This window comes from Pseudoalteromonas sp. XMcav2-N (genome assembly GCF_024124545.1).
Classification (GTDB): Bacteria; Pseudomonadota; Gammaproteobacteria; order Enterobacterales; family Alteromonadaceae; genus Pseudoalteromonas.
Genome location: NZ_JAMXSF010000016.1, coordinates 80,451 through 104,852, shown reverse-complemented (window position 1 = coordinate 104,852; position 24,402 = coordinate 80,451). Strand labels below are relative to the sequence as shown.

At 47.7% G+C, this 24,402-nt stretch carries 20 protein-coding genes and 7 tRNA genes; 14 read left to right on the top strand and 13 right to left on the bottom strand.

Annotated features, from left to right (window positions below):
- Positions 1-247 precede the first annotated feature (247 nt).
- Genes NH568_RS18720 through NH568_RS18690 form a run of 7 tightly spaced genes read left to right on the top strand, consistent with a single transcriptional unit; the run spans position 248 to position 8,660 of the window.
- On the top strand, positions 248-1,516 hold the full coding sequence (locus tag NH568_RS18720) for an HlyD family efflux transporter periplasmic adaptor subunit (protein ID WP_253049727.1): 1,269 nt from the start codon (positions 248-250) through the stop codon (positions 1,514-1,516).
- A gap of 18 nt (positions 1,517-1,534) precedes the next feature.
- Positions 1,535-2,230 (top strand): ABC transporter ATP-binding protein, encoded by a 696-nt coding sequence (locus NH568_RS18715; protein WP_138552918.1) that lies wholly within the window; start codon positions 1,535-1,537, stop codon positions 2,228-2,230.
- Between the two features lie 9 nt (positions 2,231-2,239).
- Positions 2,240-3,601 carry an ABC transporter permease gene (locus NH568_RS18710; protein WP_253049725.1) on the top strand — a complete coding sequence of 454 codons (1,362 nt, stop codon included), beginning with the start codon at positions 2,240-2,242 and terminating at the stop codon, positions 3,599-3,601.
- A 4-nt stretch (positions 3,602-3,605) separates the two neighbouring features.
- Positions 3,606-4,823 (top strand): FtsX-like permease family protein, encoded by a 1,218-nt coding sequence (locus tag NH568_RS18705; RefSeq protein WP_253049723.1) that lies wholly within the window; start codon positions 3,606-3,608, stop codon positions 4,821-4,823.
- 54 nt (positions 4,824-4,877) lie between these two features.
- Positions 4,878-6,209, top strand: coding sequence for a sigma-54 dependent transcriptional regulator (locus tag NH568_RS18700; protein WP_253049721.1), 1,332 nt, complete (start codon positions 4,878-4,880; stop codon positions 6,207-6,209).
- Entirely contained in the window at positions 6,206-7,540 is a 1,335-nt protein-coding gene (locus tag NH568_RS18695) for an ATP-binding protein (protein WP_253049719.1), read from the top strand. The genes NH568_RS18700 and NH568_RS18695 overlap by 4 nt, the downstream gene beginning before the upstream one ends.
- A 22-nt stretch (positions 7,541-7,562) precedes the next feature.
- Positions 7,563-8,660: a hypothetical protein gene (locus NH568_RS18690; RefSeq protein WP_253049717.1), complete on the top strand. Its 1,098-nt coding sequence runs from the start codon at positions 7,563-7,565 to the stop codon at positions 8,658-8,660.
- 23 nt (positions 8,661-8,683) lie between these two features.
- Here the strand turns inward: NH568_RS18690 and NH568_RS18685 are convergent.
- The 11 genes from NH568_RS18685 to NH568_RS18635 form a co-directional block, all read right to left on the bottom strand.
- A tRNA-Cys gene (locus NH568_RS18685) sits at positions 8,684-8,757 on the bottom strand.
- Between the two features lie 33 nt (positions 8,758-8,790).
- A tRNA-Gly gene (locus NH568_RS18680) sits at positions 8,791-8,866 on the bottom strand.
- A 67-nt stretch (positions 8,867-8,933) separates the two neighbouring features.
- A tRNA-Leu gene (locus tag NH568_RS18675) sits at positions 8,934-9,020 on the bottom strand.
- Between the two features lie 32 nt (positions 9,021-9,052).
- Positions 9,053-9,128 (bottom strand) — tRNA-Gly (locus tag NH568_RS18670).
- Between the two features lie 86 nt (positions 9,129-9,214).
- Positions 9,215-9,301 (bottom strand) — tRNA-Leu (locus tag NH568_RS18665).
- Positions 9,302-9,338: 37 nt separating this feature from the next.
- A tRNA-Cys gene (locus tag NH568_RS18660) sits at positions 9,339-9,412 on the bottom strand.
- Between the two features lie 33 nt (positions 9,413-9,445).
- Positions 9,446-9,521: transfer RNA gene (locus NH568_RS18655), tRNA-Gly, on the bottom strand.
- 214 nt (positions 9,522-9,735) lie between these two features.
- Complete coding sequence (gene pgsA / locus NH568_RS18650) at positions 9,736-10,281, bottom strand: CDP-diacylglycerol--glycerol-3-phosphate 3-phosphatidyltransferase (RefSeq protein WP_138552443.1); 546 nt, start codon at positions 10,279-10,281, stop codon at positions 9,736-9,738.
- A gap of 43 nt (positions 10,282-10,324) precedes the next feature.
- Positions 10,325-12,148, bottom strand: a complete 1,824-nt coding sequence (gene uvrC / locus NH568_RS18645) for an excinuclease ABC subunit UvrC (protein ID WP_253049715.1) — start codon at positions 12,146-12,148, stop codon at positions 10,325-10,327.
- A 39-nt stretch (positions 12,149-12,187) separates the two neighbouring features.
- A complete protein-coding gene (uvrY, locus tag NH568_RS18640) occupies positions 12,188-12,838 on the bottom strand; it encodes a UvrY/SirA/GacA family response regulator transcription factor (RefSeq protein WP_010385932.1) in 651 nt (216 codons plus the stop codon).
- A 182-nt stretch (positions 12,839-13,020) separates the two neighbouring features.
- Positions 13,021-14,187, bottom strand: a complete 1,167-nt coding sequence (locus tag NH568_RS18635) for a dicarboxylate/amino acid:cation symporter (RefSeq protein ID WP_138552441.1) — start codon at positions 14,185-14,187, stop codon at positions 13,021-13,023.
- A 214-nt stretch (positions 14,188-14,401) separates the two neighbouring features.
- Here NH568_RS18635 and NH568_RS18630 point away from each other — a divergent pair, with 214 nt between their 5' ends.
- From NH568_RS18630 to NH568_RS18610, 5 genes are all read left to right on the top strand, one after another.
- Positions 14,402-16,711, top strand: coding sequence for a DUF5916 domain-containing protein (locus tag NH568_RS18630; RefSeq protein ID WP_253049713.1), 2,310 nt, complete (start codon positions 14,402-14,404; stop codon positions 16,709-16,711).
- 200 nt (positions 16,712-16,911) lie between these two features.
- On the top strand, positions 16,912-17,880 hold the full coding sequence (gene cysK, locus NH568_RS18625; RefSeq protein WP_253049711.1) for a cysteine synthase A: 969 nt from the start codon (positions 16,912-16,914) through the stop codon (positions 17,878-17,880).
- Between the two features lie 216 nt (positions 17,881-18,096).
- Entirely contained in the window at positions 18,097-18,978 is an 882-nt protein-coding gene (locus NH568_RS18620; RefSeq protein ID WP_253049795.1) for a transporter substrate-binding domain-containing protein, read from the top strand.
- A 100-nt stretch (positions 18,979-19,078) separates the two neighbouring features.
- Positions 19,079-20,458 (top strand): MATE family efflux transporter, encoded by a 1,380-nt coding sequence (locus NH568_RS18615; protein WP_253049708.1) that lies wholly within the window; start codon positions 19,079-19,081, stop codon positions 20,456-20,458.
- Complete coding sequence (locus tag NH568_RS18610; RefSeq protein WP_253049706.1) at positions 20,445-21,419, top strand: helix-turn-helix domain-containing protein; 975 nt, start codon at positions 20,445-20,447, stop codon at positions 21,417-21,419. The genes NH568_RS18615 and NH568_RS18610 overlap by 14 nt, the downstream gene beginning before the upstream one ends.
- Here the strand turns inward: NH568_RS18610 and queE are convergent, their stop codons facing one another.
- On the bottom strand, positions 21,420-22,085 hold the full coding sequence (gene queE, locus NH568_RS18605; protein WP_253049704.1) for a 7-carboxy-7-deazaguanine synthase QueE: 666 nt from the start codon (positions 22,083-22,085) through the stop codon (positions 21,420-21,422). It lies immediately after the preceding gene.
- A gap of 230 nt (positions 22,086-22,315) precedes the next feature.
- On the opposite strand from queE, the gene queC reads away from it, so the two are divergent.
- Entirely contained in the window at positions 22,316-22,972 is a 657-nt protein-coding gene (queC, locus tag NH568_RS18600; protein WP_253049702.1) for a 7-cyano-7-deazaguanine synthase QueC, read from the top strand.
- A 125-nt stretch (positions 22,973-23,097) separates the two neighbouring features.
- A complete protein-coding gene (locus NH568_RS18595) occupies positions 23,098-23,328 on the top strand; it encodes a hypothetical protein (protein ID WP_046005768.1) in 231 nt (76 codons plus the stop codon).
- 54 nt (positions 23,329-23,382) lie between these two features.
- Here the strand turns inward: NH568_RS18595 and NH568_RS18590 are convergent, their stop codons facing one another.
- The gene (locus tag NH568_RS18590) at positions 23,383-24,363 is read right to left on the bottom strand and encodes a RimK family alpha-L-glutamate ligase (RefSeq protein WP_253049700.1); all 981 of its coding nucleotides are present in this window, start codon (positions 24,361-24,363) and stop codon (positions 23,383-23,385) included.
- Between the last annotated feature and the right edge of the window lie 39 nt (positions 24,364-24,402).

Genomic DNA, 24,402 nt, shown 5'->3' with positions numbered 1-24,402 from the left:
TAACAACAGCTTAGCTTATGTCTCTATGGTACAGGAACAACCCAGCAATGCTAGTGTATTCTGTCAGCTCCCCACTTTACACCTGTCCGGACACCCATCCACTGTCCGCGTACTGTCCGCTGTCCGTCCGCTGCTATAACAACACAACAGAGGAAAACAAAATAAACCTTTAATTTCATAAACTTAAAATTTGGCATTGATTTTGTTATAGGAAGTGTAATCCAGAAAACAAGGAGCCGTACCCGGCATGATCCGAGATACCAGACAACAAGACAAAGTGATCCAGCAAACACGCAGACTGCCCCGCTGGTGGCTAGCGATGGCGACGGCCATCGGACTAATAGGGGCAGCAACAGCTTCCTACAACAGTTTCGACCAACTGCTCAGCGCTGATCAGGTGGTGTCGTTACAAACCTTACGAACAGCCACTGTAGTGAGAGGCGACATGGTCCAGGACCTGCGTGTGGAAGGGCGTACCATGGCGGCAGATAGTCCCTCGATGTACGCCATTGCGGCAGGCACTGTCACTTTGTTTGTCAAAGCTGGCGATGAAATTAAGGCCGGGCAAGCATTGTTGACCATCGACAGTCCGGAACTACGTAACCAGCTACTTCAGGAAGAAGCCACCCTGGCACGCCTGGAGATGGAAGTGAGTCGCCAGAAAATCGCCATCAAACAACAGCAGCTGGACAACACGCAACAAATGGAACTGGCCAAAGTAGAGCTCGAGGCCGCACAAAGTGAAATGGCCAGAGCCCGCACCAGTATCGAAAAACAGATCATCTCCAAAGAGGAAATGGAACAAACTCAGGTTGCTCTGAAACGTGCAGAGCTGAATGAGCGCCATGCCATTGCCAGCCTGCAACTGGCGCAAGAGCGACTCAGCTTTGAGCTAAAAAGTAGCGAACTCAATCTCATTCGTCAGCGCCACCTGACACAAGAATTACGCCGCCAGGTCGAAGCGCTGACTTTGCATTCACCTTTGTCCGGTATTGTCGGCACACTGAATGTTCAGCAAAAGCAACATGTGCAGCGAGACACGCAATTGATGTCACTGGTTAACCTCAACGAGCTGGAGGTCGAAGCCTATATCCCTGAAAACCTCGCAGATGAGCTGGGCATAGGTTTGCGAGCAAATGTACAAATTAACAATGAACACTACAGTGCAACTTTAGTGGCTATTTCTCCCGAAGTTGAGCAGGGCCAGGTTCGTGGTCGGATCCGCTTTACCGAGCAGCCCGGAAATTTACGGCAGAATCAACGCGTCAATGCTCAGATCATTATCGCGCAAAAACAGAATGTACTTAAGGTTGAACGCGGTGCCTTTGTCGAAACCGGCGCATCACGCACCGCCTACAAAATTGAACAAAACTCCGCATTCAGAACCCCTATTTCACTGGGTGTCAAAAGTGTCAGAGAAGTAGAGATTACCCAGGGGCTACAACCTGGTGATACAATCATTATCTCAAGTCTGGCTGCTTTCGGACAATCACAACAAGTGATCCTCAGCGAATAATAATAAAGGAACATACCCATGTTACGCATGAAGAACATCAGTAAAATATATCGCACTGAGCTGGTCGAGACACACGCACTGTCAGACGTTAATTTCACCGTAGAAGAAGGCGAATTTATTGCCGTGACAGGCCCGTCTGGCTCAGGTAAAACGACCTTTTTGAATATTACCGGGCTGCTTGAAAGCTTCGAACAAGGCAGCTATGAACTGGACGGAGAAGATGTCAGTACATTAGGTGATAAACAGCTGTCTCGTTTGCGCAATGAAAAGATTGGCTTTATTTTCCAGGGATTTAATCTGATCAGCGACCTGAATCTTTACGACAACATCGAAGTGCCGCTGATTTTCCGGGGCTTATCCGCTCAGGCGCGTAAAAAACGTATTGAAGACAGCCTTGAACTAGTCGGCCTTGGCGGCCGCGCCAGCCACTTTCCCGCACAGTTAAGTGGTGGTCAGCAACAACGGGTCGCCATTGCCCGGGCACTGGCGGGCCAGCCGCGTTTTTTGCTCGCCGATGAACCCACCGGTAACCTGGACACTATGATGGCAAGACAGGTTATGGACCTGCTGGAGGAGATTAATCGTCAGGGCACCACCTTACTCATGGTGACCCATGATAATGAGCTGGCACAGCGTGCCCATCGAAATATTCAGATCCTCGATGGTCAACTGCGCGACATCAATAAAAATGAACTGGTTGAGCTGATCTCTTAGGTGACTGCAATGAAGGATTTAGTGCAACTGGCCTGGCGTGGTCTGAAACAAAAACGCAAACTGACCTTGCTGATGGTTCTTAATCTGGCCATTGGCATTACGCTTCTGTTAACTATGGGCACCATAGTAACTCGCAGTGGGCATTCCCCCATAGACGAACGTGCCGATCGCATTTACCACGTAAGCTTAAACTTTATGGACCCCGATTATGAGAATCGCTCGCCTTTTAGTGTGCCACCACTTACCTACACGGATGCGCAGTCACTTTATGCCGACTGGGCAAATCACAACAGCGTAAGATTGTCATTGAATTATACGACGTCGTTCGTCATCGACTTGCCGGATCGCAGCGTCAGACCCGTCACGGTAGAAGCTTCAGCGGCAGATGCTGGATATTTTGACTTACTTCAGGTTCCGTTTATCTATGGTGAACCCTGGCGCGCAGATATGGAAAACACAGCCGTCATTGTATTGGATAGAAAAGCCAACGACCTATTGTTCGGTGGTGAGAACTCGGTCGGTCAGCAAGTTGTTATCAACAATCGCCAGCTTGAGGTAGTGGGTGTCATGGATATGTCAGCCTATTTGCGTCGTTTTCAGAACATGCGTTTTCGCGGCCGGGTCAATGATATGGCTGTTATACCGTTAGGGTATGCACATGCAAATAATATTGCCCGCACCGGCTATATGCCATGTCGTACCAAAGACGAGCCACTGCGAAACAGCTATCGTCGTGACGATGTTCAGGGGTTAAAGACTGCCGAGTGTGGATATCTGCATGCCTGGGCAGAATTTGCCCCTCATAACCAGGAACAAAGCCACGCAGAGCTCACCCTTTGGCTACGTAACTATGCAGAACAACAGGTTACTCAGGGCCGCTTTGGTCACGCCGAGCCCTTCTATCTGGGCCAACTTGCGACTCTGAACGACAGGATGAGTGACAACCTTTACTGGGAGCAGATCTACCTTAAGTTTGCCTATTTGCTGTTTGCGATTTGTCTTATCAACACCATAGGGATCCTGCTGGCAAAAAACCAAAGTCGCGCCAGGCTGGTCTCTTTGTATCGGGCACTTGGAGCTAACAAACTATATATTCTGAAGATCCAGCTTCTGGAGCTCAGCATGCTCAGCGGTGCTGCTATTGTGCTGGGAATACTGCTGGCACAATTTGGACTGGTTGCCATGTTTCATCTGGCGCTGTATCAGGCGGACTACCTGGCCGATGCTGAGCAAGTGCGCCGCATGTACAGCATGGATATTCCGTTTGCGTTGCAAGCCGCCATGGGTATTTTTATCGCGATATTTACCGCTGGGCTCTACCCCATCATCAAAGCCAGTCGCACAGCACCCGCAGCTCAGCTAAGAGGATAAGCCGATGTCATTGAAACATATACTTAAAATTATTGTTAAGCACCGAAATATCTCACTGATGATCCTGATCCAGATAGCCATTGCGGTGACAATAGTAGGCAATGCGAGCTTCATCAGTTATGGGACGCTCAAAAACTGGCTGATACCCTCTCACCTGGACGAGTATGAGATACTCAACGTCTACACTAAAGTGTTTGACAACCAGGTTGATAAATCAGCCCTGATCCAGCGGGATTTAAGCAACCTCAGTGCATTGCCAGAGGTGACTCAGGTAACTTATGCCAGCAATGAACTGGTGCTGGCCACAGTCTCGGGCAGTAATCAGGTTTACAAAACCACCGACCAGGAGGAAGCTGGTATTGAAAATGCGCAGTTTGACATTACCTCTGAAGGTGTTGCCACTCTGGGCCTGACTATCACACAAGGACGGGACTTCTATCCTAATGAGTTTGTCTTTGCGGGTTCAGATCAGAGCCGTTTTGCCAGTGTCGCCATGATCAGCGAAGCCCTTGCGAAGTCACTTTTTGGTGAACAAAGTGCGCTGGGACAAACCGTGTATTTACAACGCGCGCGTCTGCCTTATCGAGTCGTCGGGGTCTATGCGAATAAAATGCTCGGCGAAAGTGCGGTCTATGAGCAACACTGGTATCACTCGACGATTGTCCCTCAGGCGCATTTTGGCAACACAGACATCAACTATTTATTGAGAGTCAAAAAAGGCACCGCAGAAGCCATTTTAAAAGACGTTGAAGACACACTGTACCAACAAGGTGGGCGCATAGTAGAACGAGTAGAATTTGCTGCCCGTGCAAAAAAGCGGTTATGGGATGGCCGCAGTACTTTCGCCTTTATCATGATTGGGATCAGTGTGATCGCTGTGGCGGTCACCACATTTGGGATCATTGGCCTGGTCTCATTTTCCGTCTCTATCCGCAAAAAAGACATTGGTATTTTGCGCGCTCTGGGTGCTAGCCAGAGCACCGTGCTTAAAACGCTGTTGATCGAAAACGCATTGCTGGCCATGGCGGGTATCCTGCTTGGCAGTTTTGCGGCCTTATGGCTGAACAATTATTTTGTGACTCATTTACGAGCACAAGGCCTGGTAGAACCCTGGCTGGCTGTCTTGGTTGCCATCTCTGTCTGGTTGCTCAGTGCGGTGGCAGTCTATATTCCTGTTCGTAAAGCCGCTAAGATAGCGCCTGCAAGAGTCACAAAAACCTGAACCAAGGGCTGAAAAGCCCTTGATACTGATAAAATAATAACGATAAATAACGCCATGCAACACAAAATTCTGGTGATTGATGACAATACTGATGTTATCAAAGCGCTTAAAATTCTTTTTTTAATTAACGATATCGACTGCGAAGGTGCGAGTTCGCCAGAGCAGGGATTAGCCATGCTGCAGTCACAGGATTACGATCTGGTGATTCAGGATATGAACTTCACCCATGACACGACTTCAGGTGAAGAAGGTAAAACCCTTTATCATCAGATCCGGGCACTCAATCCGGATCTGCCAATTATCCTGCTAACCGCCTGGGCCCAGCTGGAAATGGCCGTAGAACTCATTAAACATGGGGCTGCTGATTATATTGCTAAACCCTGGCAGGATGACAAGCTCCTCAGCTCAGTGAACAACTTGCTGGAAATGTATCTGCTACAGCAAGCTCAAACCCGCAGTAAAAAACAGTTTAAGGTCAGACAGGAGCAGCTTCGCCAGGATTACGACCTCTGTGGATTGATCTTCGCCGATCAGGCCATGTTGTCTTTGCTTGAAACTGCAACACAAGTGGCACATTCCGATGCTCAGGTTTTGATCACAGGTCCTAATGGGGCTGGCAAGGAAAAAATCGCTGAGCTCTTGGTGGCCAACAGCGCCTATCGGGATAGACCATTTATTCGGGTCAATGCCGGTGCCCTGCCCGCAGATCTGATCGAAGCTGAGTTGTTTGGCGTGGTCAGCGGTGCATACACTGGCGCAACAAAAAGCCGTGAAGGCCGCTTTAGTGCTGCGGATGGCGGAACTTTATTCCTTGACGAGATTGGTAACCTGCCACTTTCCGGACAACAAAAATTACTCAGAGTACTGCAAACTGGCGAGTTTGAAGCCGTTGGCAGTAGCACCACGCAAAAAGTGAAAGTCAGGGTGATCAGTGCGACCAATGCGAATCTGAATGAGGCCATCGCCCGTGGAGAATTCAGACAAGATCTCTACTACCGCCTGAATATGATTGAACTGCGGCTTCCTCCCCTCGCTGAACGACCCGATGATATTGTTCCGCTCGCTATGCATTTCCTCAGCAGCCACAAATCGCTGAGTGAAGGCGCGCAACGCTTATTGAAGCGATATGCCTGGCCGGGCAATGTGCGAGAGCTGCAAAATGTCATAGGACGGGCCGAGCTGCTCGCTGCCGGAGAGCGCATTGAAGCGACGGACCTGGGCCTGAATGCATCGGCGTCTGCGCTGGCAAGCCATGAATTTACTATTGAGGATATTACCCAGGCCCTCGATAAACACCAGGGTAATGTAACGCATGCGGCCAAGAGCCTTGGCTTAAGTCGCCAGGCTATGTACCGTCGTATGGACAAGTTTGGAATTAAGCGATGAACGTGCGCCTGCACTGGTCTTTCGCGGGCCAGATCCTGTTAAGTACTACTTTAGTGCTTGCTTGCGCACTGATAGCGCTGGCGATAGCTTTACACCACCAAATCCCCGTGATCATTGCCAGTTGTTCGATTCTGCTCATCTCCTTACTGACTTTACTCGCACTACTGAGCCGTTTAACAGCCCGCCGTCAGCGGGTACTGGCGACTTTAGAAGATGGCATTAAGAGTATCAAAGATGGTGACCTGTCACTGCGGATTTCGCCAACATCCGATCCTGAGTTAACCAGCCTGATTGAGCTGTACAACCAGCTGACAACCAACCTGAAGCAGCAGAAACAAAAGCTCAATCAAAAAGAGTTGGTGCTGGATAGCATAGTTCAGGCCTCACCGATGGCGACACTGTTGCTCGATAAACACCGCCACATTGTTTACCACAATGCTGCCGCGCGCCAGTTGCTAAACAAACAAGCTGGCGCACTCACAGGCAGTACACTCGAAACGGCCAGTGATGCTTTACCCGCACCACTGGCTCAGGCACTCAGCCTGGGTTACGCAGGTATGTTAAGCTTTGAGCAACAAGAGCAAAAGCACACTTTTTATCTTGGCATCGAACAGGTTACTTTAAATTATCAGCCCCATACGCTGGTGATCTGTAAAAACGTCTCGGCAGAGCAAAATCGTGAAGAGATCATGCTATGGAAAAATGCCATTCGTCTGATAAGCCACGAGCTAAACAATTCTTTGGCACCCATTCAGTCACTGACCAGCTCGGCACAGACTATGCTGAACCAGCAAAAACACCTTGAGCTGCTGCCAGACATGCTGGACACCATTTCACAGCGAGCGCATAATCTGAGCGAGTTTATCCAGCGCTATGCAGAGTATGCACGTTTACCGGCCCCTAGCAGCGCAACGCACGCTATCGCACCGCTTCTGGATAGATTGCAGACCTTTTACCCTTTTACACTACTGGGCACAGTCCCCGATTACAGCGGAGACTTCGACCTTGCTCAGGTAGAGCAAGTGTTGCTTAATTTGCTCAAAAATGCCCACGAATCAGGCAGTGATAAAAGCGAAATTTCGGTGCAGGTGGTTCGGGATCAAAGCAGGCTTCGCTTTGCCATCGTTGACCGCGGATGTGGGATCCAGCCGGGTAATTTACATCAGGCACTGCAGCCATTTTACTCGACTAAATCTCAGGGTACTGGGCTCGGATTGAGCCTGTGTCATGACATCATCACAGCACATCAGGGCCAGTTGAGGCTCCGCAACCGCGAAAAGGGTGGCCTGATGGTAGAATTCGACTTACCTTTGGGAGAGAATGGACAGTAACCTACATTCACAAGGATCGACTGTGCATTCACCTTTGCTTTGGGCTCTGCTATCTGGCACCCTAGTTTTCACGGGCTGTAAAACGCTTCCACAGCCACCCGAAAAGCACCGGGAAACACACCAGCCCTGCTGGATTCAGTCGCCAAAACAAGCCGAACAACTTGGCTTCATTGGTACAGCGGCCCCGTTCAGCGCCATTCCCAATGGTTCTGAGTTGGCCAGTCGGACCCGTGCTCTCAAAAAGCTGGCGGCCTATCATGCTATTCAGTTGCAACGCAGCGACCTACAAGGTGTGACACCGGATGAACCCACACAGATGTTATCTTCCGGTCATACCGTCTATTACTCAGCGCCCTTCAATACCCAGGATACCCAATACAGCTATGTCAGCTTCATGCCACTTAAAGAAAGTGCCAACTGCCCTGTACGTCACTGTGACTTTGCGCTTTGCCAGCCTGCCTGGCTTTGTGAAAATGAACAGCGTAATCAGGTGCTGGGAGTGAGTTATTACACGGCATCGCCCCATCAGCAGATCTCAGTCAGTGAGCACAATGCCAAAGCAGTAGCGAGCTTTTTGTTGCAGGCCCGGGTAAATGCGACGGAATACCTGCAAGAGCGTGCAATCAGTCGCGATGGTACTTTGCAGCATGAAATAAACTTTAATCGCAATGGTAAAGTAACGGCACAAGGTGTACCCACTCGGCTGGCACTGCACCAAAGCTGTCAGTATGGCTCCACGCTAATCGGTCTGTATAAGCCAGATGTTCTGGAGGCTATAAGTACACCGACAGTAAGCGCCATAGCTGACATGAAGCGCAGTGGACACCTGGTTTTAGGCGCGTTTGGTGAAGATGGTACTATGACCTCAGATAACCTGCTCAGCACCGCCATCAAGCTTGCTATTCAGGATGCCCTGACAGAGATTGCCAAGAACAAAGGGATCACTGTAGATGCGCAGGTAGAAGTAAAACACCACCAGGGGCAATACCTGCTCACCAGCAGCGAATTTACCATTAATGAAAGTGTCAGCGGTGAGTTAGTAGACCTGAGAATTCAATATAAAAACGATATACCCGTGATTTACGTGTGGTTACTGGAAAAAACTGGGAAAAGAATTTAAAAAAAGATAAATGGAAAAGAAAATGGAGGCGGAACCCGGAGTCGAACCGAGGTAGACGGATTTGCAATCCGCTGCATGGCCACTCTGCCATTCCGCCACATTGTGTTGATACTTAATGTATCAGAGAGATTGGAGCGAGTAACGAGGTTCGAACTCGTGACCTCAACCTTGGCAAGGTTGCGCTCTACCAGCTGAGCTATACTCGCGTTCCATAGTATTGCTACTCTAACTTAATCTTACTGTCATATCAAGCGATTAAGCTGTCTGTAACAGTGGTGCCCGGGGCCGGACTTGAACCGGCACGCTGTTACCAGCGAGGGATTTTAAATCCCTTGTGTCTACCAATTCCACCACCCGGGCATCGGGTTTGCTAAAGCACCGGTTGTTTAAATTGGAGCGAGTAACGAGGTTCGAACTCGTGACCTCAACCTTGGCAAGGTTGCGCTCTACCAGCTGAGCTATACTCGCGTTCCAGGAGCTTTGTAACTTTTTAAAACTTTAAGATGCTTATTGCTCTTTTTGTTTCTTTAATTAAGTTAACTTGCTCTAAACAATGGTGCCCGGGGCCGGACTTGAACCGGCACGCTGTTACCAGCGAGGGATTTTAAATCCCTTGTGTCTACCAATTCCACCACCCGGGCATCGGGCTGCTTTCGCATGTGGAGTTTGTTGAGAAAATGGAGGCGGAACCCGGAGTCGAACCGAGGTAGACGGATTTGCAATCCGCTGCATGGCCACTCTGCCATTCCGCCACACTACTCTGACTAAGCCAGATTAAGAGAAATTGGAGCGAGTAACGAGGTTCGAACTCGTGACCTCAACCTTGGCAAGGTTGCGCTCTACCAGCTGAGCTATACTCGCGTTACTAGAAATTTAAAATTTCAGTTTTAAACCCTAGTTAAATTCAAAACTTTCAAGATATTGAAGCGTTTTGAACTTCTCTTTTTGTTAGGCTGTTGCCTCTCAACACGGACGCATTCTACAGAAGTTCCGGGAGGCGTCAACATAAAAAATGAAGCTTTTTAATCGTTTGCTTATTTTTTATCTAAAACGCTTTGTATTCAGCCAACGAATACTAAGATTTAATCAATTCAGTACGGGCAGCATAGAAATACTGCACCATAGAGACCACAGTCAGTAAAGTCGCAATGGCTAACAATGCATAACTTAGCGTCACCATCCAGGGTTCAAACTGCCAGATCAAACCAATGATGGCCAGCATTTGTGCAGCAGTTTTAAACTTCCCCATCCAGGATACCGCCACATGACCGCGCTTGCCCTGCTCGGCCATCCACTCTCTGAGTGCCGAAATGACAATTTCACGACTGATAATGACAATGGTAGCAATAGTCATAAACATATTTTGATAATGGGTCGCCAGTACCACCAGTGCCACACTGACCATAACTTTGTCAGCCACTGGATCCAGAAATGCACCAAATGGCGTTGACTGTTCCAGCTTGCGTGCCAGATAGCCATCCAGAATATCGGTCACAGATGCCAGCCAGAAAATAAAAGCAGCAGCAAAAAATGCCCATGAGTAAGGCAAATAAAAGATCACTGCAAAAACAGGAATAAGTAACAACCTAAATGTTGTGAGCGTGTTTGGAATGTTCCACATAACTACTAAGAGAGACTCTTTTTTACTATGTTCGCATGAACGCTTAAGCTTTGTCATGCAAATGGTTAAATATCTTTTCAGCCAACTGAGGGCTGATCCCCGGCACTTGTTTTAGTTGTTGTATATTAGCGGCTTTTACGCCCTGCATTCCTCCAAGATATTTGAGCAGTGCCTGGCGTCGCTTCAGACCAACGCCTTCTATTTCTTCCAGAACAGATTGCGTACGTTGTTTTTGACGCTTACTTCTGTGCCCCGCTATCGCGAAACGGTGAGATTCATCACGGATGTGTTGGATCAAATGCAATGCAGGTGAGTCACTATCCAGATTAATGGTTTTACGCCCGCCATCGATCAGTAAAGTTTCTAAGCCTGGCTTACGGCTGGTGCCTTTCGCCACACCTATCAACATAGGTAGCTTTTCTAGCGTCCAGGATTCAAAGAATGATTCTGCTCGCGATAATTGGCCCTTACCGCCATCTATAAAGATAATGTCTGGCACCTTGTCAGGGTCTGTAACCTTGCCATATCGTTTATTCAACGCAAATGCCATAGCCGCGTAGTCATCACCAGGTGTAATCCCCGTAACATTATAACGGCGATATTCCCGATTGTTAGGCCCCTGACCATCAAACACCACGCATGATGCCACGGTGTTTTCACCCATGGTATGACTGATATCAAAACATTCCATACGGTTGATATCCGACACGCCCAGCGCCGCCTTTAATTTGGCATATCGTTTATCAATAGAGTCCTGCGCATTTTGCTTGACCATAATGCTGTTCAGGGCATTTTTATTAGCGAGCTCCAGGTACTGCGCTCGCTCTGAGCGCACATTCACCCTCAACTGAACTTTACGCTCTGCAACCTGAGTAAGGGCCGCAGCCAGATCGTCCAGCTCAGCAATATCAAATGGCAATACAATATCTTTCGCTATCCGACCGTGGCTGCCCGTCGATACATAGTACTGGCCTACAAAGCTGGTCAGGATCTCTTCTCGACCCGAATCTTTGGGTATTTTAGGGAAAAAGGTTTTAGACCCCAAAACTTTATGCTCTCTGATCATCAACATGTGAATGGCACTCAGGCCATTGCGTTGTGCAAAGCCAATTACATCCATTTCAGCAAAATTGCCCGCAACAGACTGCTGCTCCTGCATTTGACGTAACAAGGCGATTTGATCCCGGAACTTCGCCGCAGCTTCAAAATTGAGCGCCATACTCGCCTGCTCCATTTTGTCCACCAAAGTAGCGATGACCTGATGAGATTTACCGCTCAGAAACTGGCGCACCATATCAACCTGCTCAGCGTAATCTTTATCACTGACTTTCGCCACACAAGGCGCGGAACAGCGTCTTAGTTGATATTGTAAACAAGGCCGGCTTCGCGCCCGATAATAGGCGTCTTCGCATTGTCTGACAGGGAAAATCTTCTGCATCAAGCGTAAGCTTTCAGATACAGCAGCACTGCTGGGAAAAGGACCAAAATACTCGCCTTTTTTCTTTCTGGAGCCACGATGAAACGCTAAGCGAGGGTGACGGTGATCGGTCAATAAGATGTAGGGATAAGACTTGTCGTCACGCAGCAGTATATTGTACCTGGGTTGGTACTTTTTGATCAGGTTGTTTTCCAGCAATAGAGCTTCGGTCTCAGTATTCGTCAGCGTCACTTCAATATGACGAATATTGCTCACCAGGACCCGAGTTTTAGCATCTGGTATATTGCTGCGAAAATAGCTACTGACCCGCTTTTTAAGGTTTTTTGCTTTACCGACATAAATAACCTGATGATCTTCGTCGTACATACGATAAACACCAGGTTCTGTGGTCAGCGTTTTGAGAAACGCCTGACTGTCAAACACTGCCATGGTCGAAAACTGCTTCTAATTTAGAACAACACGCTCATCCTAATGAGAGCTGTCGATGTCGATCATTTTGTGGCGAATCGCCAGGTGAGTTAATTCCACATCACCACTGACGTTCAGCTTTTCAAACATGCGGTAACGGTAACTGTTTACCGTTTTGGAACTCAGATTTAGCCGGTCTGCGATGTCCTGTGCTTTTTCACCTTTGGTGATCATCAACATGATTTGCAGTTCACGATCCGACAATGACTGGAAAGGGTTTTCATCGACTTTGCCGCTAAACTGGGCCAGCGCTATCTGCTGCGCTATTTCCGGTGCAATATAACGCTGTCCGGCGTTAACAGCACGGATCGCATTGATCATCTCGTCAGGCCCGGCACTTTTAGTTAAGTACCCATGTGCCCCAATTTGCATCACTTTGCTCGGAAACGGATCTTCGCAGTGCACTGTCAGAACAATGACTTTCACATCCGGACAGTATCGACAAATTTTCTTCGTCGCTTCCAGACCGCCAATACCTGGCATATTCATATCCATTAACACGATATCGGGTTCGCTCTGACGGCAGTAGCTCACTGCCTCTTCACCCGTTTTAGCCTCTCCGACCACTTTAAACCCGCGCACATCATCCAGAATGCGTTTTATACCGGTTCTGACAAGTTCATGATCATCAACTAAAAGTACGTTAATCAACGGGTAACCCTCACACTAGCCTTGGTAATGGCAATTACTGCCAAATGTCATTTATTTAATCGTCTGATAATGCATGTATTATGCACTCATTATGCTTTGCAAGAGTAACACAGAAAATTGCAAAGCATAATCAATTCGAGTTTCCACTTTAGGTAAAAACAGCCTTTAGTATTAGAGTTAGACTATGATTTACCATGCAATTTCAGATCCTGCTCGGAGAAACGGTCGACCCATAATGCAATCACACCGTCGCCAGTTACATTACACGCAGTTCCGAAGCTATCTTGTGCCAGATATAGCGCTATCATCAAGGCCACAGCACTTTCATCAAAACCCAGCATAGTGCTAAGCAGACCCAAAGCAGACATAACAGCGCCGCCGGGTGCCCCTGGTGCTGCAATCATGACAATACCCAGCATAAAAATAAAGGGCAGCATTTGTGTCAACGAGGGCAATGTCATTTCAGGTGACAACAACATAACGGCCATAGTACAGGTAACAATCGTGATTGTTGACCCTGACAGGTGAATGGTGGCACACAAAGGGACAGTGAAGTTTGCAACTTCCTCTTTCACTTTATTAGATTTACTAGCACGCAGAGAAACAGGAATGGTTGCCGCACTGGACATAGTTCCGATTGCGGTAAAATAGGCTGGCAGCATATTTTTAATGAGTTCCACAGGGTTGCGCTTTAGCAATACACCGGAAGTAATATACAAAAACGCCAGCCACAGCCAGTGCATGGCAACAGCTGCCAGTAACACCACACCAAACGTGCTCAGCGTATCTGCCACTGTACCCGCAACAGCCATTTCTGCGAACACACCAGCAATGTAGAATGGTAAGGCAGGAATGATCACTTTAGCCAATAGCGCATCAATGACATCACGGCCTTGATCAACCACTTGCTTGAGCTGTGTCAGGTGAAGTTGACTGATCCCTATACCAAACACAAAGGCCGTTGCCAGTGCCGTCATAACGCCCATCAGCGGTGGGACTTGAAGCTTAATTAGGCTTTCTACCTTAGTGGCCTCAGCAGCCTGATAAGCAACACTGCCCTCAAACAGGGGCACAGCCAAACTGACTAAGAGTACAGCCAAAGTTCCCGCAATGACCGTCGACCCGTATGCGAAGCCGACTGTTTTGCCTAACAAATGGCCAGATGCCTTTGGCAACCCTGCGATCCCGGATGCGATATAAAACAGAATAATAAGTGGAATAGTAAAAGAAATCAGTTGTCCGATAATCACCTTAACGGTGTAGAGCAATTCGACCAGGAACATTGGCAGATAGAACCCCGCCAGCACACCGGCGAAAATACCAGCGACAAGTTTTAAAATAAGAGACATACAACACGCCTGAGTAAAAAACAGATGCGCCTTTTTACCACGGAATGACAATGCAGGTACATAGTTCTGCGATATGACTTGACTAACTGTTCACAAAATATAAATAAAATACCACTTAACTTGGCCACCTTGCCGTTAAACGCTAAACAATTGTTCACACACCGTCTCTGGTATTTAATGCGCCATCAAAGTTGTGCTATCAAACCCGATAATAATGTTAAATAAAGTTTTAAGCTCACTCTCATTCGTAGCGCCGTGCTTGTGGTTCAGCGCCACCAGCCTGGCAGCCGAACCAAGCATCCCTTATATCAATGCCAGCATAAATATCGACGGAAAAATAGACGAGTCTGTGTGGCAGCAGGCAAAACATATTGCCATCGACAATGTCACCTGGCCATATGAAAATACCAAAAGCCCGGTTTCAACCTCTGTACGAGTGTTTGAAAATGGCCAGTCCCTGTTTCTTGCCTTCGATGCCAAAGATCCGGACCCCAGTCAGATCAGGGCGTTTTTCCGCGACCGAGACCGCAACTGGAATGACGACCTGGTTGGGATAAAGATCGACTCCTTTAATACTGGCCGCAGTGCTTATCAGTTTTTTATCAACCCACTCGGTGTACAGCAGGATTCCATAGAGAACGTTTTAAGTGGCAGCGAGGACGATTCCTGGAATGGCATTTGGGACTCTGCTGGGCAAATCAATGAGACTGGGTATGTAGTTGAAGTAGAAATCCCCCTACGTGTACTCAATTTTGATGACAGCCTGGACACCAAAACCATGGCTATGGAGTTTTTACGCTTCTACCCTCGCAGTGAGCGACTGAGAATTTCCAGTATGCAAATTGCCCATGAAAATCAGTGCTGGGTATGCCAGATGCCCGCTTACACCGGCTTTTCTGATGCCAGGCAAAGCAGCAACCTTGCGGTGATCCCCTCCATGGTGATCAGTCGCCAGCAATCTCGAGATATTGACGGCAGTACTATCCCGGACTGGGAGAACGACACTAACTATGAGCCGGGACTGGACGTTAAGTGGGCCATTACACCGGATACCACCTTAAACGCCACGCTGAATCCGGACTTTTCTCAGGTAGAAGCCGACAATGGCCAGCTCAGTGTTAACAACAGTTTTAGTTTATTCTTCCCGGAAAAACGCGCATTCTTTCTTGATAACGCGGACTATTTTTCTTCCCATATCAACCTGTTGCACACCCGTAACATTGCTGCGCCGGACTATGGCGCCAAGTTGACGGGCAGCAAGCAGGGCCATACTTATGCTGCCTTTGTGACTAACGATGAGTTTACCAATGTCATGGTGCCAGGTAACCTGGGCTCAAATGTGGTTTCATTGGAGCAAAAAAGTGAAAATGCGGCGTTGCGCTATCGATATGATGCCGATGAAACTTTGTCTATAGGCGCATTAACCACAACCCGGCAAAGTAACGACTACCGAAATCAGGTGTTCAGCCTGGATGGCAAATACGAGCCCACTGCCAATGATACTTTTAAAGCACAGATCCTGACCTCAAAAACGGACTACGACCCGGCTATGGTGAAAGAGCTGTGCGATGACGAAACCCTCGATGACTGTGAGATAGATGAAAGTGTGCTTCGCACCCAGCTACAGGATGATAATCAGGGCCTTGGCTATATGCTTGACTACCGTCATAACCAGAAACATTGGAAAGCCTTTGCGAGTTATCGCAACTACGATGCTGCATTAAGGGCAGACATGGGGTTCTTGTCACAAGTCGACTTCAATAAGTTCATCACCGGTTTTGAATATCGTTGGTATGGTGATGACCAGACCTGGTGGAATCGCACTCGCTGGTATACTGATTGGGATATCAGTCACAATGAAAATGGAGAGTTACTGGAAAAAGAAGTTCAGAGCAACATCGCCATCAGCGGTCCATTGCAGAGCACCATTGATTTTGGTGTCGATCATCGCAAGCGAACCGGCCTGCGTCATGACGAAACCAGCCTGGCCATAGATGGAAACACCGATCTGTTCACGGAAAATACCCAATGGATTTACCTGGAAAGTAAACCGGCTCCGGGCGTATTCAGTGGGTTAACGCTGCGCAGAGGCAACCGCGTCGATTTAGCCAATAACCGTATGGCTGATGAGCGTTATATCCGCCCTATGCTGGACTTTTATCTGGGCAAGCATTTTGAGGTACGTCTGCGGCACACCTATCAAAAACTCACCGCCGATGGTATGGATGTATTTACCGCTAACCTCAGTGATGTGCGCTTTACCTATCAGTTTAACATCAATAGCTACCTGAGACTGGCGTTCATCAAAACGGACATTCGCCGTAATCAGGCGAATTACATCGACGACGTGGACAGCCGATACAAGCGCCTCAGCACACAGCTGCTCTATGCTTACAAGCTTAACCCCCAAACGGTGTTTTTCGCCGGATACTCGGACAATGGCTATCAGGATGATGACCTGACCAGGATAAGCAAAGATAACAAGACATTCTTTGCCAAATTTAGTTACGCCTGGCTGATGTAAGCCCCCTTTATTAGCCCAGTCAGACACGCGGAGTCTGGCTGGGTTTACATTGCTCTTTTATTATACATATTTATTTTTTTATTCCATCAAGGCATAAGTCTTTTTAATATATCTTATAGCCATTCTTTCCTTTCGTTTTGCTACAACCCCAGTAAAGTGTGACTAGTATTAAATATCCTTAGCTCATTCAAGGGAAAATTATGTCGAACGTTTTTGCAGATAACAGCCTGTCTATTGGCAACACCCCAATTGTTAAACTTAACCGCGTGACCGGTGGCAACGTCTTTGCCAAAATCGAATCTCGTAACCCGAGTTTCAGCGTAAAATGCCGCATCGGTGCTTCTATGATTTGGGAAGCTGAGAAAGCCGGCTTGCTAAGCGAAGGCAAAGAACTTATCGAGCCTACCTCTGGTAACACAGGTATTGCATTGGCTTTTGTTGCTGCATCTCGTGGTTACAAATTGACACTAACGATGCCAAATACAATGAGCCTGGAGCGTCGTAAGTTACTTAAAGCTTTAGGTGCTAATCTGGTCCTGACTGAAGGTGCCAAGGGCATGAAAGGCGCCATTGAAAAAGCGAATGAAATCCTGGCTGGCGACCCTGACAAATATGTTTTATTACAACAGTTTGAAAACCCGGCTAACCCGAAAATTCACGAAGAGACCACAGGCCCTGAGATTTTCGAAGCGATGGATGGTGCGATTGACTACTTCGTTGCAGGCGTGGGGACTGGCGGTACGATTTCAGGTGTAACTCGCTACCTGAAAAAAGAAAAAGGCCTGGACGTTAAATCTATCGCGGTAGAGCCAGTTGACTCTGCCGTTATCTCTCAAGCTCTTGCAGGTGAAGAGTTAAAGCCTGGCCCTCATAAAATTCAGGGCATTGGCGCAGGCTTCATTCCTGGCAACCTGGATCTTGAGTTGCTTGATGGCACTGAGCAAGTATCAAACGAAGATGCGATTGCAATGGCCCACCAGTTAATGAAAGACGAAGGTATCTTAGTAGGTATTTCTTCAGGTGCAGCCGTTGTTGCTGCGAAACGCCTGGCAGAAAAGCCTGAAAACGCTGACAAGAATATCGTTGTTATTCTGCCAAGTGCTACAGAGCGTTACTTGTCTAGCCCGCTATTTGCAGATGAGTTTACCGATCAGGAACTGGTGCAGTAACCAAGTAAACCAGCTCTTGTTAGACTAATTGTTTAGAATAAGGCCAGCAAAATGCTGGCCTTATTGTCTTCTTCCCTTCCTTTTAGCGTGATACTGTCTAGACTTAATGGATAATCGATGTGGTCTCAAAACAAACTCATCGTTTTATTTTTAAACGCTTTTATCTAAATTGTGCGCACCGGGAAACACCTTATGAACACACTTACCAGGGTAGTAATGTTGCTGTTACTGTGCAGCGCTTCACTGACCACCCATGCTAGTCTGAATGTTGGCTACTTTAAGCAGGGCAAGTACATCATGGTACAGGGTGAGCAATACCGTAATGGTTATTTGTATAACAAAAGTGGTGACAAGCCCCTACTACATTTGGTAACGCTCGACTGGCCGCCTTATATCGGCGATCAGCTGTGTAATAAAGGTTGGGTATTTCAGTTTACCATTTCCTTGCTGGCCGATCAGGATTACCCGGTTTATGTCGAATTCCTGCCCTGGGCGAGAGCAGTCAAAGCAGTTGAATCCGGTCGCGCAGATATCCTCTTCCCCGAGTATTTTATCGAAGATGCATCACCGTCCGATAACTATCAGGGGAAAACACGTCGTGAGCTGCTGGCACTGTCTAACGCTTACCCTGGTGGCGAGATAGCATTACTAAAACGTCGCGGTGAGTCAGATAGTTTTGAAGGCAATCTCAATTCGCTGAAAGGCGCCACCATAGGAGTTGTACGCGGTTATCAAAACACCCCTGAGTTTGACGCTATGATGGACAACAATGAGTTTGTGATTGTGGAGGCCGTCGATGATCTGCAACTGGTAAAATTGCTGGTTGGCAAACGTGTTGACCTGATTATTGGTGACCCTAAGGTGCTGCGTTTTACCGTGAGTTACTCTGATCTGGCCAAGTCTGAAAAGGTCACTTTGCTCAGAGGCCTTGAAAATGTTGAACCCGCCTTGCGCTATAACAATCTCTACTTTGCACTCAGTAAAGCCAAGCCTAACTGGCGGGGTGTGCTCAATGACATTAATAAAGGCCTGTATTTATTCAAAAATAGTGGTGAAACCGAGCGGATAATTGAAATGGGTAGCTCTGAGTGCTATTGACTGCTCTGCGCGGCCGCTCTCAATTGCGCAAGATTTGAATATTCTCTGTGATTCGGGGTCAATAAAATAGCCTGAAGTTAAATACGACAGGACATTTTTGATGGCCGTAAATAATAAAACCTCGCTACACAGCACTGGACACTTGGCAGTCGAGCCAGTTGTCACCTTGTTTTTTAAGCACTTTTTCCCTATTCGTATTGGCATGCTCGTTGTTGGCCTGTTCAACTTTATTGATGGGCTCTTTATCAGCCATTTTGTGGGTGAACTGGCTTTGGGTGCCGTGGCAGTCGCTTTTCCAATACAAATGGTGATTGCTGCAATGGCCGCCATGTTATCTTCAGGTATGGCCACCCTGGTAACACGTCAACTGGGTGCTGGCATGCGAAAAAAAGCGGGGTTGATAATCGGTCATCCCCTCCAGATTGCCTTAATATTGAGTATTATTCTGTTGCTTTTAGGCTGGCTTTATCCTTTGGAAATAATCAACTGGCTCAGTGTAGCCCCCATATTTAAAGCTGATGCTTATGCCTACCTTCGTCCCATCGTCTTGTTTAGCTTTGTGGCGATTCTGTTACCCGTACTTGGCGACATTTTTCGTGCCGAGGGGCAGCCGCATAAGCTTATGTTATTGATGTTGACCGCCTCGGGGCTAAATATCTTACTGGATTACCTGTTTATTGCGGTATTTAACTGGGGTGTAGCTGGTGCAGCAAAGGCGACAGTGGTATCACAGGCAGTCACAATAGTGCTGGCTATATACATGCTAAAAAACACAGACAGAGATACACCTATCCTCTTCACGACTGAGTGCAGAGCCTGGTTATCTATCCTGGCAATCGGAACCCCTATCCTAATCACTCAGCTATGTCTTGGCTGGCAAACCGCCATCATGAACATTCAGCTGATGAAGACGGCAGGTGAAAACTGGGTGATTGCTTACGGTATGCTGGGCCGTGTACTCACCTTTGCAACTTTGCCGATGATTGCCATGTTAGTCACCTTTCAGACAATCTGCGCTTATAACCTCGCCGCACAGAAAACAACTCGCGTGCGAAAAATAGTGAAAGTGGCCTTAGGCGCTATGATGCTTTACGCAACACTCTTGGTATTGATGCTGGTCTTTTTTGCATCCGGCATTATGGCCTGGTTTACAGAGCAGTCCTTACTGATTAATCAAGGCCAGACAATGATAAAATCGGCTTTATGGGGGTTACCACTGATAGCTATTGTGTTGATCGCCAGCGGCTTTTATCAGTCTATCGGCGACGCCCGCCGGGCAAGCTTTTATAGTGCGCTCAGAGTCATATTTGTGTTTACTCCTTTACTTTTGGTGTTGCCGGTGTGGTTTGACCTTCAGGGAATTTTTATGGCTATCGTCAGTGCTGACATCATCGCAGCCTTAGCAACCTGCGCTTTATGCTGGCTTCACTACAACAAGCACAACTTATCCAGGTTAAAAGGTCTCAATGCAAACCAGTAAACAGCAAGACAAACATCGTGAGCAGTACTATCAACGCCTGAAGCCTGTGCTTGCTTATATCCACAGTCAACCGAGTCAGCCGTTGACACTGGATAGAGCCGCAGCGCTCAGCCATTTTTCCCGGTTTCATTTTCAGCGTATTTTTTCTGCGCTGATGGGAGAATCTCTCATACAATATAGTAACCGGGTAAGGCTTGAACGCGCTGCGTCTTTGTTGTTTTTCCATCCCGACAAAAACGTGACAGAAATAGCGCTGGATTGCGGTTACTCAAGTAGCGCTAACTTCGCTCGCTCTTTCAAAGATCACTATGGTATTACGCCAGTTAGCGTGAGAAAGACAGAACGACTGAGACAACAGCTAGCGCAGCACATGACACCACAAAAGATAAATATTGAGTTACTCCTGCACCTGCAGGCACAACGAATGTCGGCACACATGCCGGACGAGACTCCCGTGCCCACCCGAATCATGAACGTCGACACCCGGGACTTGTGTACGCTGAGAGCATCAGAGGGTTATCATCTTGAGGGGATCTGGCAATGTTGGGAGCAGCTCCATCAATGGGCCAAAGTACAAGGTCTCGACTCTGAATGCGTCACTAAGCTCGGATTTGGTCATGATAACCCGCTTTTTACCCCTCTGGATAAAGCAAGATACGACGGCGCGCTGGTGATCCCGGCTACATTAAAATCAGCTGTCAGAGAGCCGTTTAGGCTTAGCACATTGAACAGTGGGCAGTACGCTGTTTTTAACTATGATGATTTAGCCGCTAATCTGCTGCCTTTTCAGCTGGCACTATATTCGGCCTGGTTGCCACACAGTGGCTTCGAGCCGGACGATGCGCCCCTCATTGAGCACTACAACCGGCCGATATCAGACGGAAACGCTGAAGACCCGGCAACTCGCAGCATCGCACTGGAAATATGGCTAAAGGTGAAACCGCTACGAGCCGGTGTCTGACTAACTTATACCAATATACTTGTGTACCTGTACTGACAGGCGCCAGTTTTTTTGTTTACAGGTATCAATAGCCAGTTTGGTCGCTTTCGCCTTTTGGCTGATTGGTTGCAAATACACCAACTTAGGGTGCACACCGGTTTTTTCAAACAAAGCTTCTAACTCTTCGATGTGTTTTTCCATTGCCACAGGGTGCTTAATTTCATCGGCTCTGCGCATGGCACTCGCCAGTACTTCATACCCGCCACGCATATTAATTTTAGGCGAAACAGTAACCCAGGTTTCATCTGGTACCAGAATCTCAAATGTTCCACTGGTTTCAACCTGTGTGTCGTACCCCTCTGCGTGAAGCTTGTCACAAAGCGGGTTTAGGTCATACATACAGGGCTCTCCACCCGTAATAACCACATGTTTGGCAGTGTAACCCCGCTCTTTAAATAAGGTCAGTAATTGCTCCGGCGTCGCATTGGCCCAGTAATCTGAATCGGCCTTTTTCTCCACCGTTTGCTCCAGACTGACAAGATAAACCGGATCCACCTCCCAGGTCTGCTTGGTATCACACCAGGCACACCCCACCGGGCATCCCTGTAACCGCACGAAAATAGAAGGCACGCCAGTGTGGCTTGCTTCACCCTGGATGGTTTCAAACACTTCATTAATCTTGTACAAAACAGCTCCGAACTCACTTTACTTCCCGGGTACAGCCCGGGTAAGTGGCAATTATCTAACGTTTACAATTCACATTGGCTACAGCAACTGCGCTGAAAAACTGGCATTATCTGACCCGTCGGATTGTCATTTTTTCAGCGGCCGTGTAGTATATCGCGCCCTGACACAAACCTCTATTAAAATCGAGGCCAATGTCAGTGAGTATTCGAGCACATAAACGAGGCAAACCAATGAGCGAAAAAGTCGTTGTTATTTATTCCGGTGGTATGGATTCATATACGGTCCTGAACAAAGCACTTAAGTCAGGCTATGAGGTCTATGCACTGTCTTTTAACTATGGCCAGCGCCATGTAAAAGAGCTCGAAGTTGCCCGCCAGGCCTGTGATGAACTTGGGGTAGCGCATAAAATTGTCGATATCTCCGCTATTAACCAGTTGATCGGCGGCTCCTCTTTGACCGACGATATCGAAGTGCCTGAAGGCCACTACGAAGAAGAAAGCATGAAAAGCACGGTTGTGCCGAACCGCAACATGATTTTACTGTCTCTTGCGGTGGGTTATGCGGTTTCTCTCAAAGCCAGTAAAGTCTTTTACGGTGCCCACTCAGGCGACCACGCAATTTATCCGGATTGTCGTCCTGAGTTTGTTAAGAAAATGGATGATGTCTGTCGCATCGCAAACTACGAAGAAATCGAGATTGTTTGTCCTTACCTGAACAACACTAAGATTGAAATCCTCACAGACGGCCTGAAAATGGGACTGGACTATAGTAAAACCTGGACCTGTTATAACGGCCGTGAGAAAGCATGCGGCAAATGTGGCGCTTGTCAGGAGCGTTTGGAAGCCTTTGAATTAAACCAGGCCAGTGATCCTTTACCATACGAATAAGCCCTCCCCTGTGGGCGCATATGTCGCCCACACGCTAAATCACATCTTGAAACAGATACGCCACAGATCTCTGCTGTATAATTTGCTACGATTGGAGTACCAAATTTAGAAATGGAGTAATACGTATGCCCGGTACCACAATGGTGTTTTTGATTGTCCTAATTGCAGTAGGATTTGGCACAGTCAGGGAAATCTATGCTAAACGCCTGGAAATGAAAAAACTCGATGGAATGAATCAGTCTGAGAAGCAGGCTATGCAAGAAGAAATCAAACAACTTAAGTCACGGGTTGCGACACTGGAACAGATCATCACCGACGATGGCTATCAAGTTGCCAAAGAAATCAACAAGCTGTGATACCAGGCTGGATTTATCAGCCGGTATCACAATTGGCCTAAGTCACGGTGAACATTAAGCGGTGGTAGCAGCTGCCGAGTCTGCTTCAGCAGTAGACTTTTTGGCCTCTAAAGGCTTCGGCTTTTTCTTATCGAAAATCCCTAACCGAATACGGATAAAGTGTAGAATTTCCCGCGCAACGTCCACATCAACAGCAGCTTCGAGCCCTTCAAAGCCTGGGCTTGAATTGGCTTCACAGATCTTAAAATGCTCTTCATCAAACAACAGGTCAATGCCCGCCATATCCAGGTTCAGGATATTTGCCGTTTGGGTGGCCAGCCATTCAATTTCAGGGGTGATCGGATGAGACAAGCCCTTTGCACCGGCGCTGACATTGGCTTTGAAATTTGCACCACCCGAGTTTCTTTCCATACACGCCACGACACGTCCACCTATGGTCAGTACTCGCAGATCGCGGCCATGACTCGATTTAATGAATTTCTGCAAAATGATATTGGCTTTCGGGCTGGTCGCTTCAATCAATTGCATTAAATCATCGAACTCGCTACGTGTTTTTGACAGGAAAACCCCACTGCCTTGCGATCCGGACAGGGTTTTTACCACCACAGGAAATCCGATCTGCTTTTCAACCAAGTCGATGTTAACCGGAAACTTCACCAGCATAGTCTTTGGTGTAGGTAAATTCTGCTGCGCCAGTATCTGTTGTGCAAACAGCTTATCTTTTACTGTTTCCGTGGCCTCTGAACTGTTAAAACAATGTACACCAAGACGCTCCAGGTGACGAATAATTGCCAGTGCAAAGTAGGTGGTACCAGCCCCCATACGCGGAAGTACAAAGTCTGGTAATGAAACCGGCTCGCCATCAATCAATACGCTTTGGTCATCTTCGCGAGAGACGAGCAAGTCAAACTGATCGGGAGAGTAAACCTGCAGATCAATGTTCTCTTCCTGAGCGACCTCTAACAGTCGTTTGATCTCGTAAGTTTCAGGTTTTAAAAGGGTTGCTGAGTCTTTGTATATGATCCATCCACGCATCTGTGTTTCTCGTTTATCGATTGCGTTAAAACGCGGATT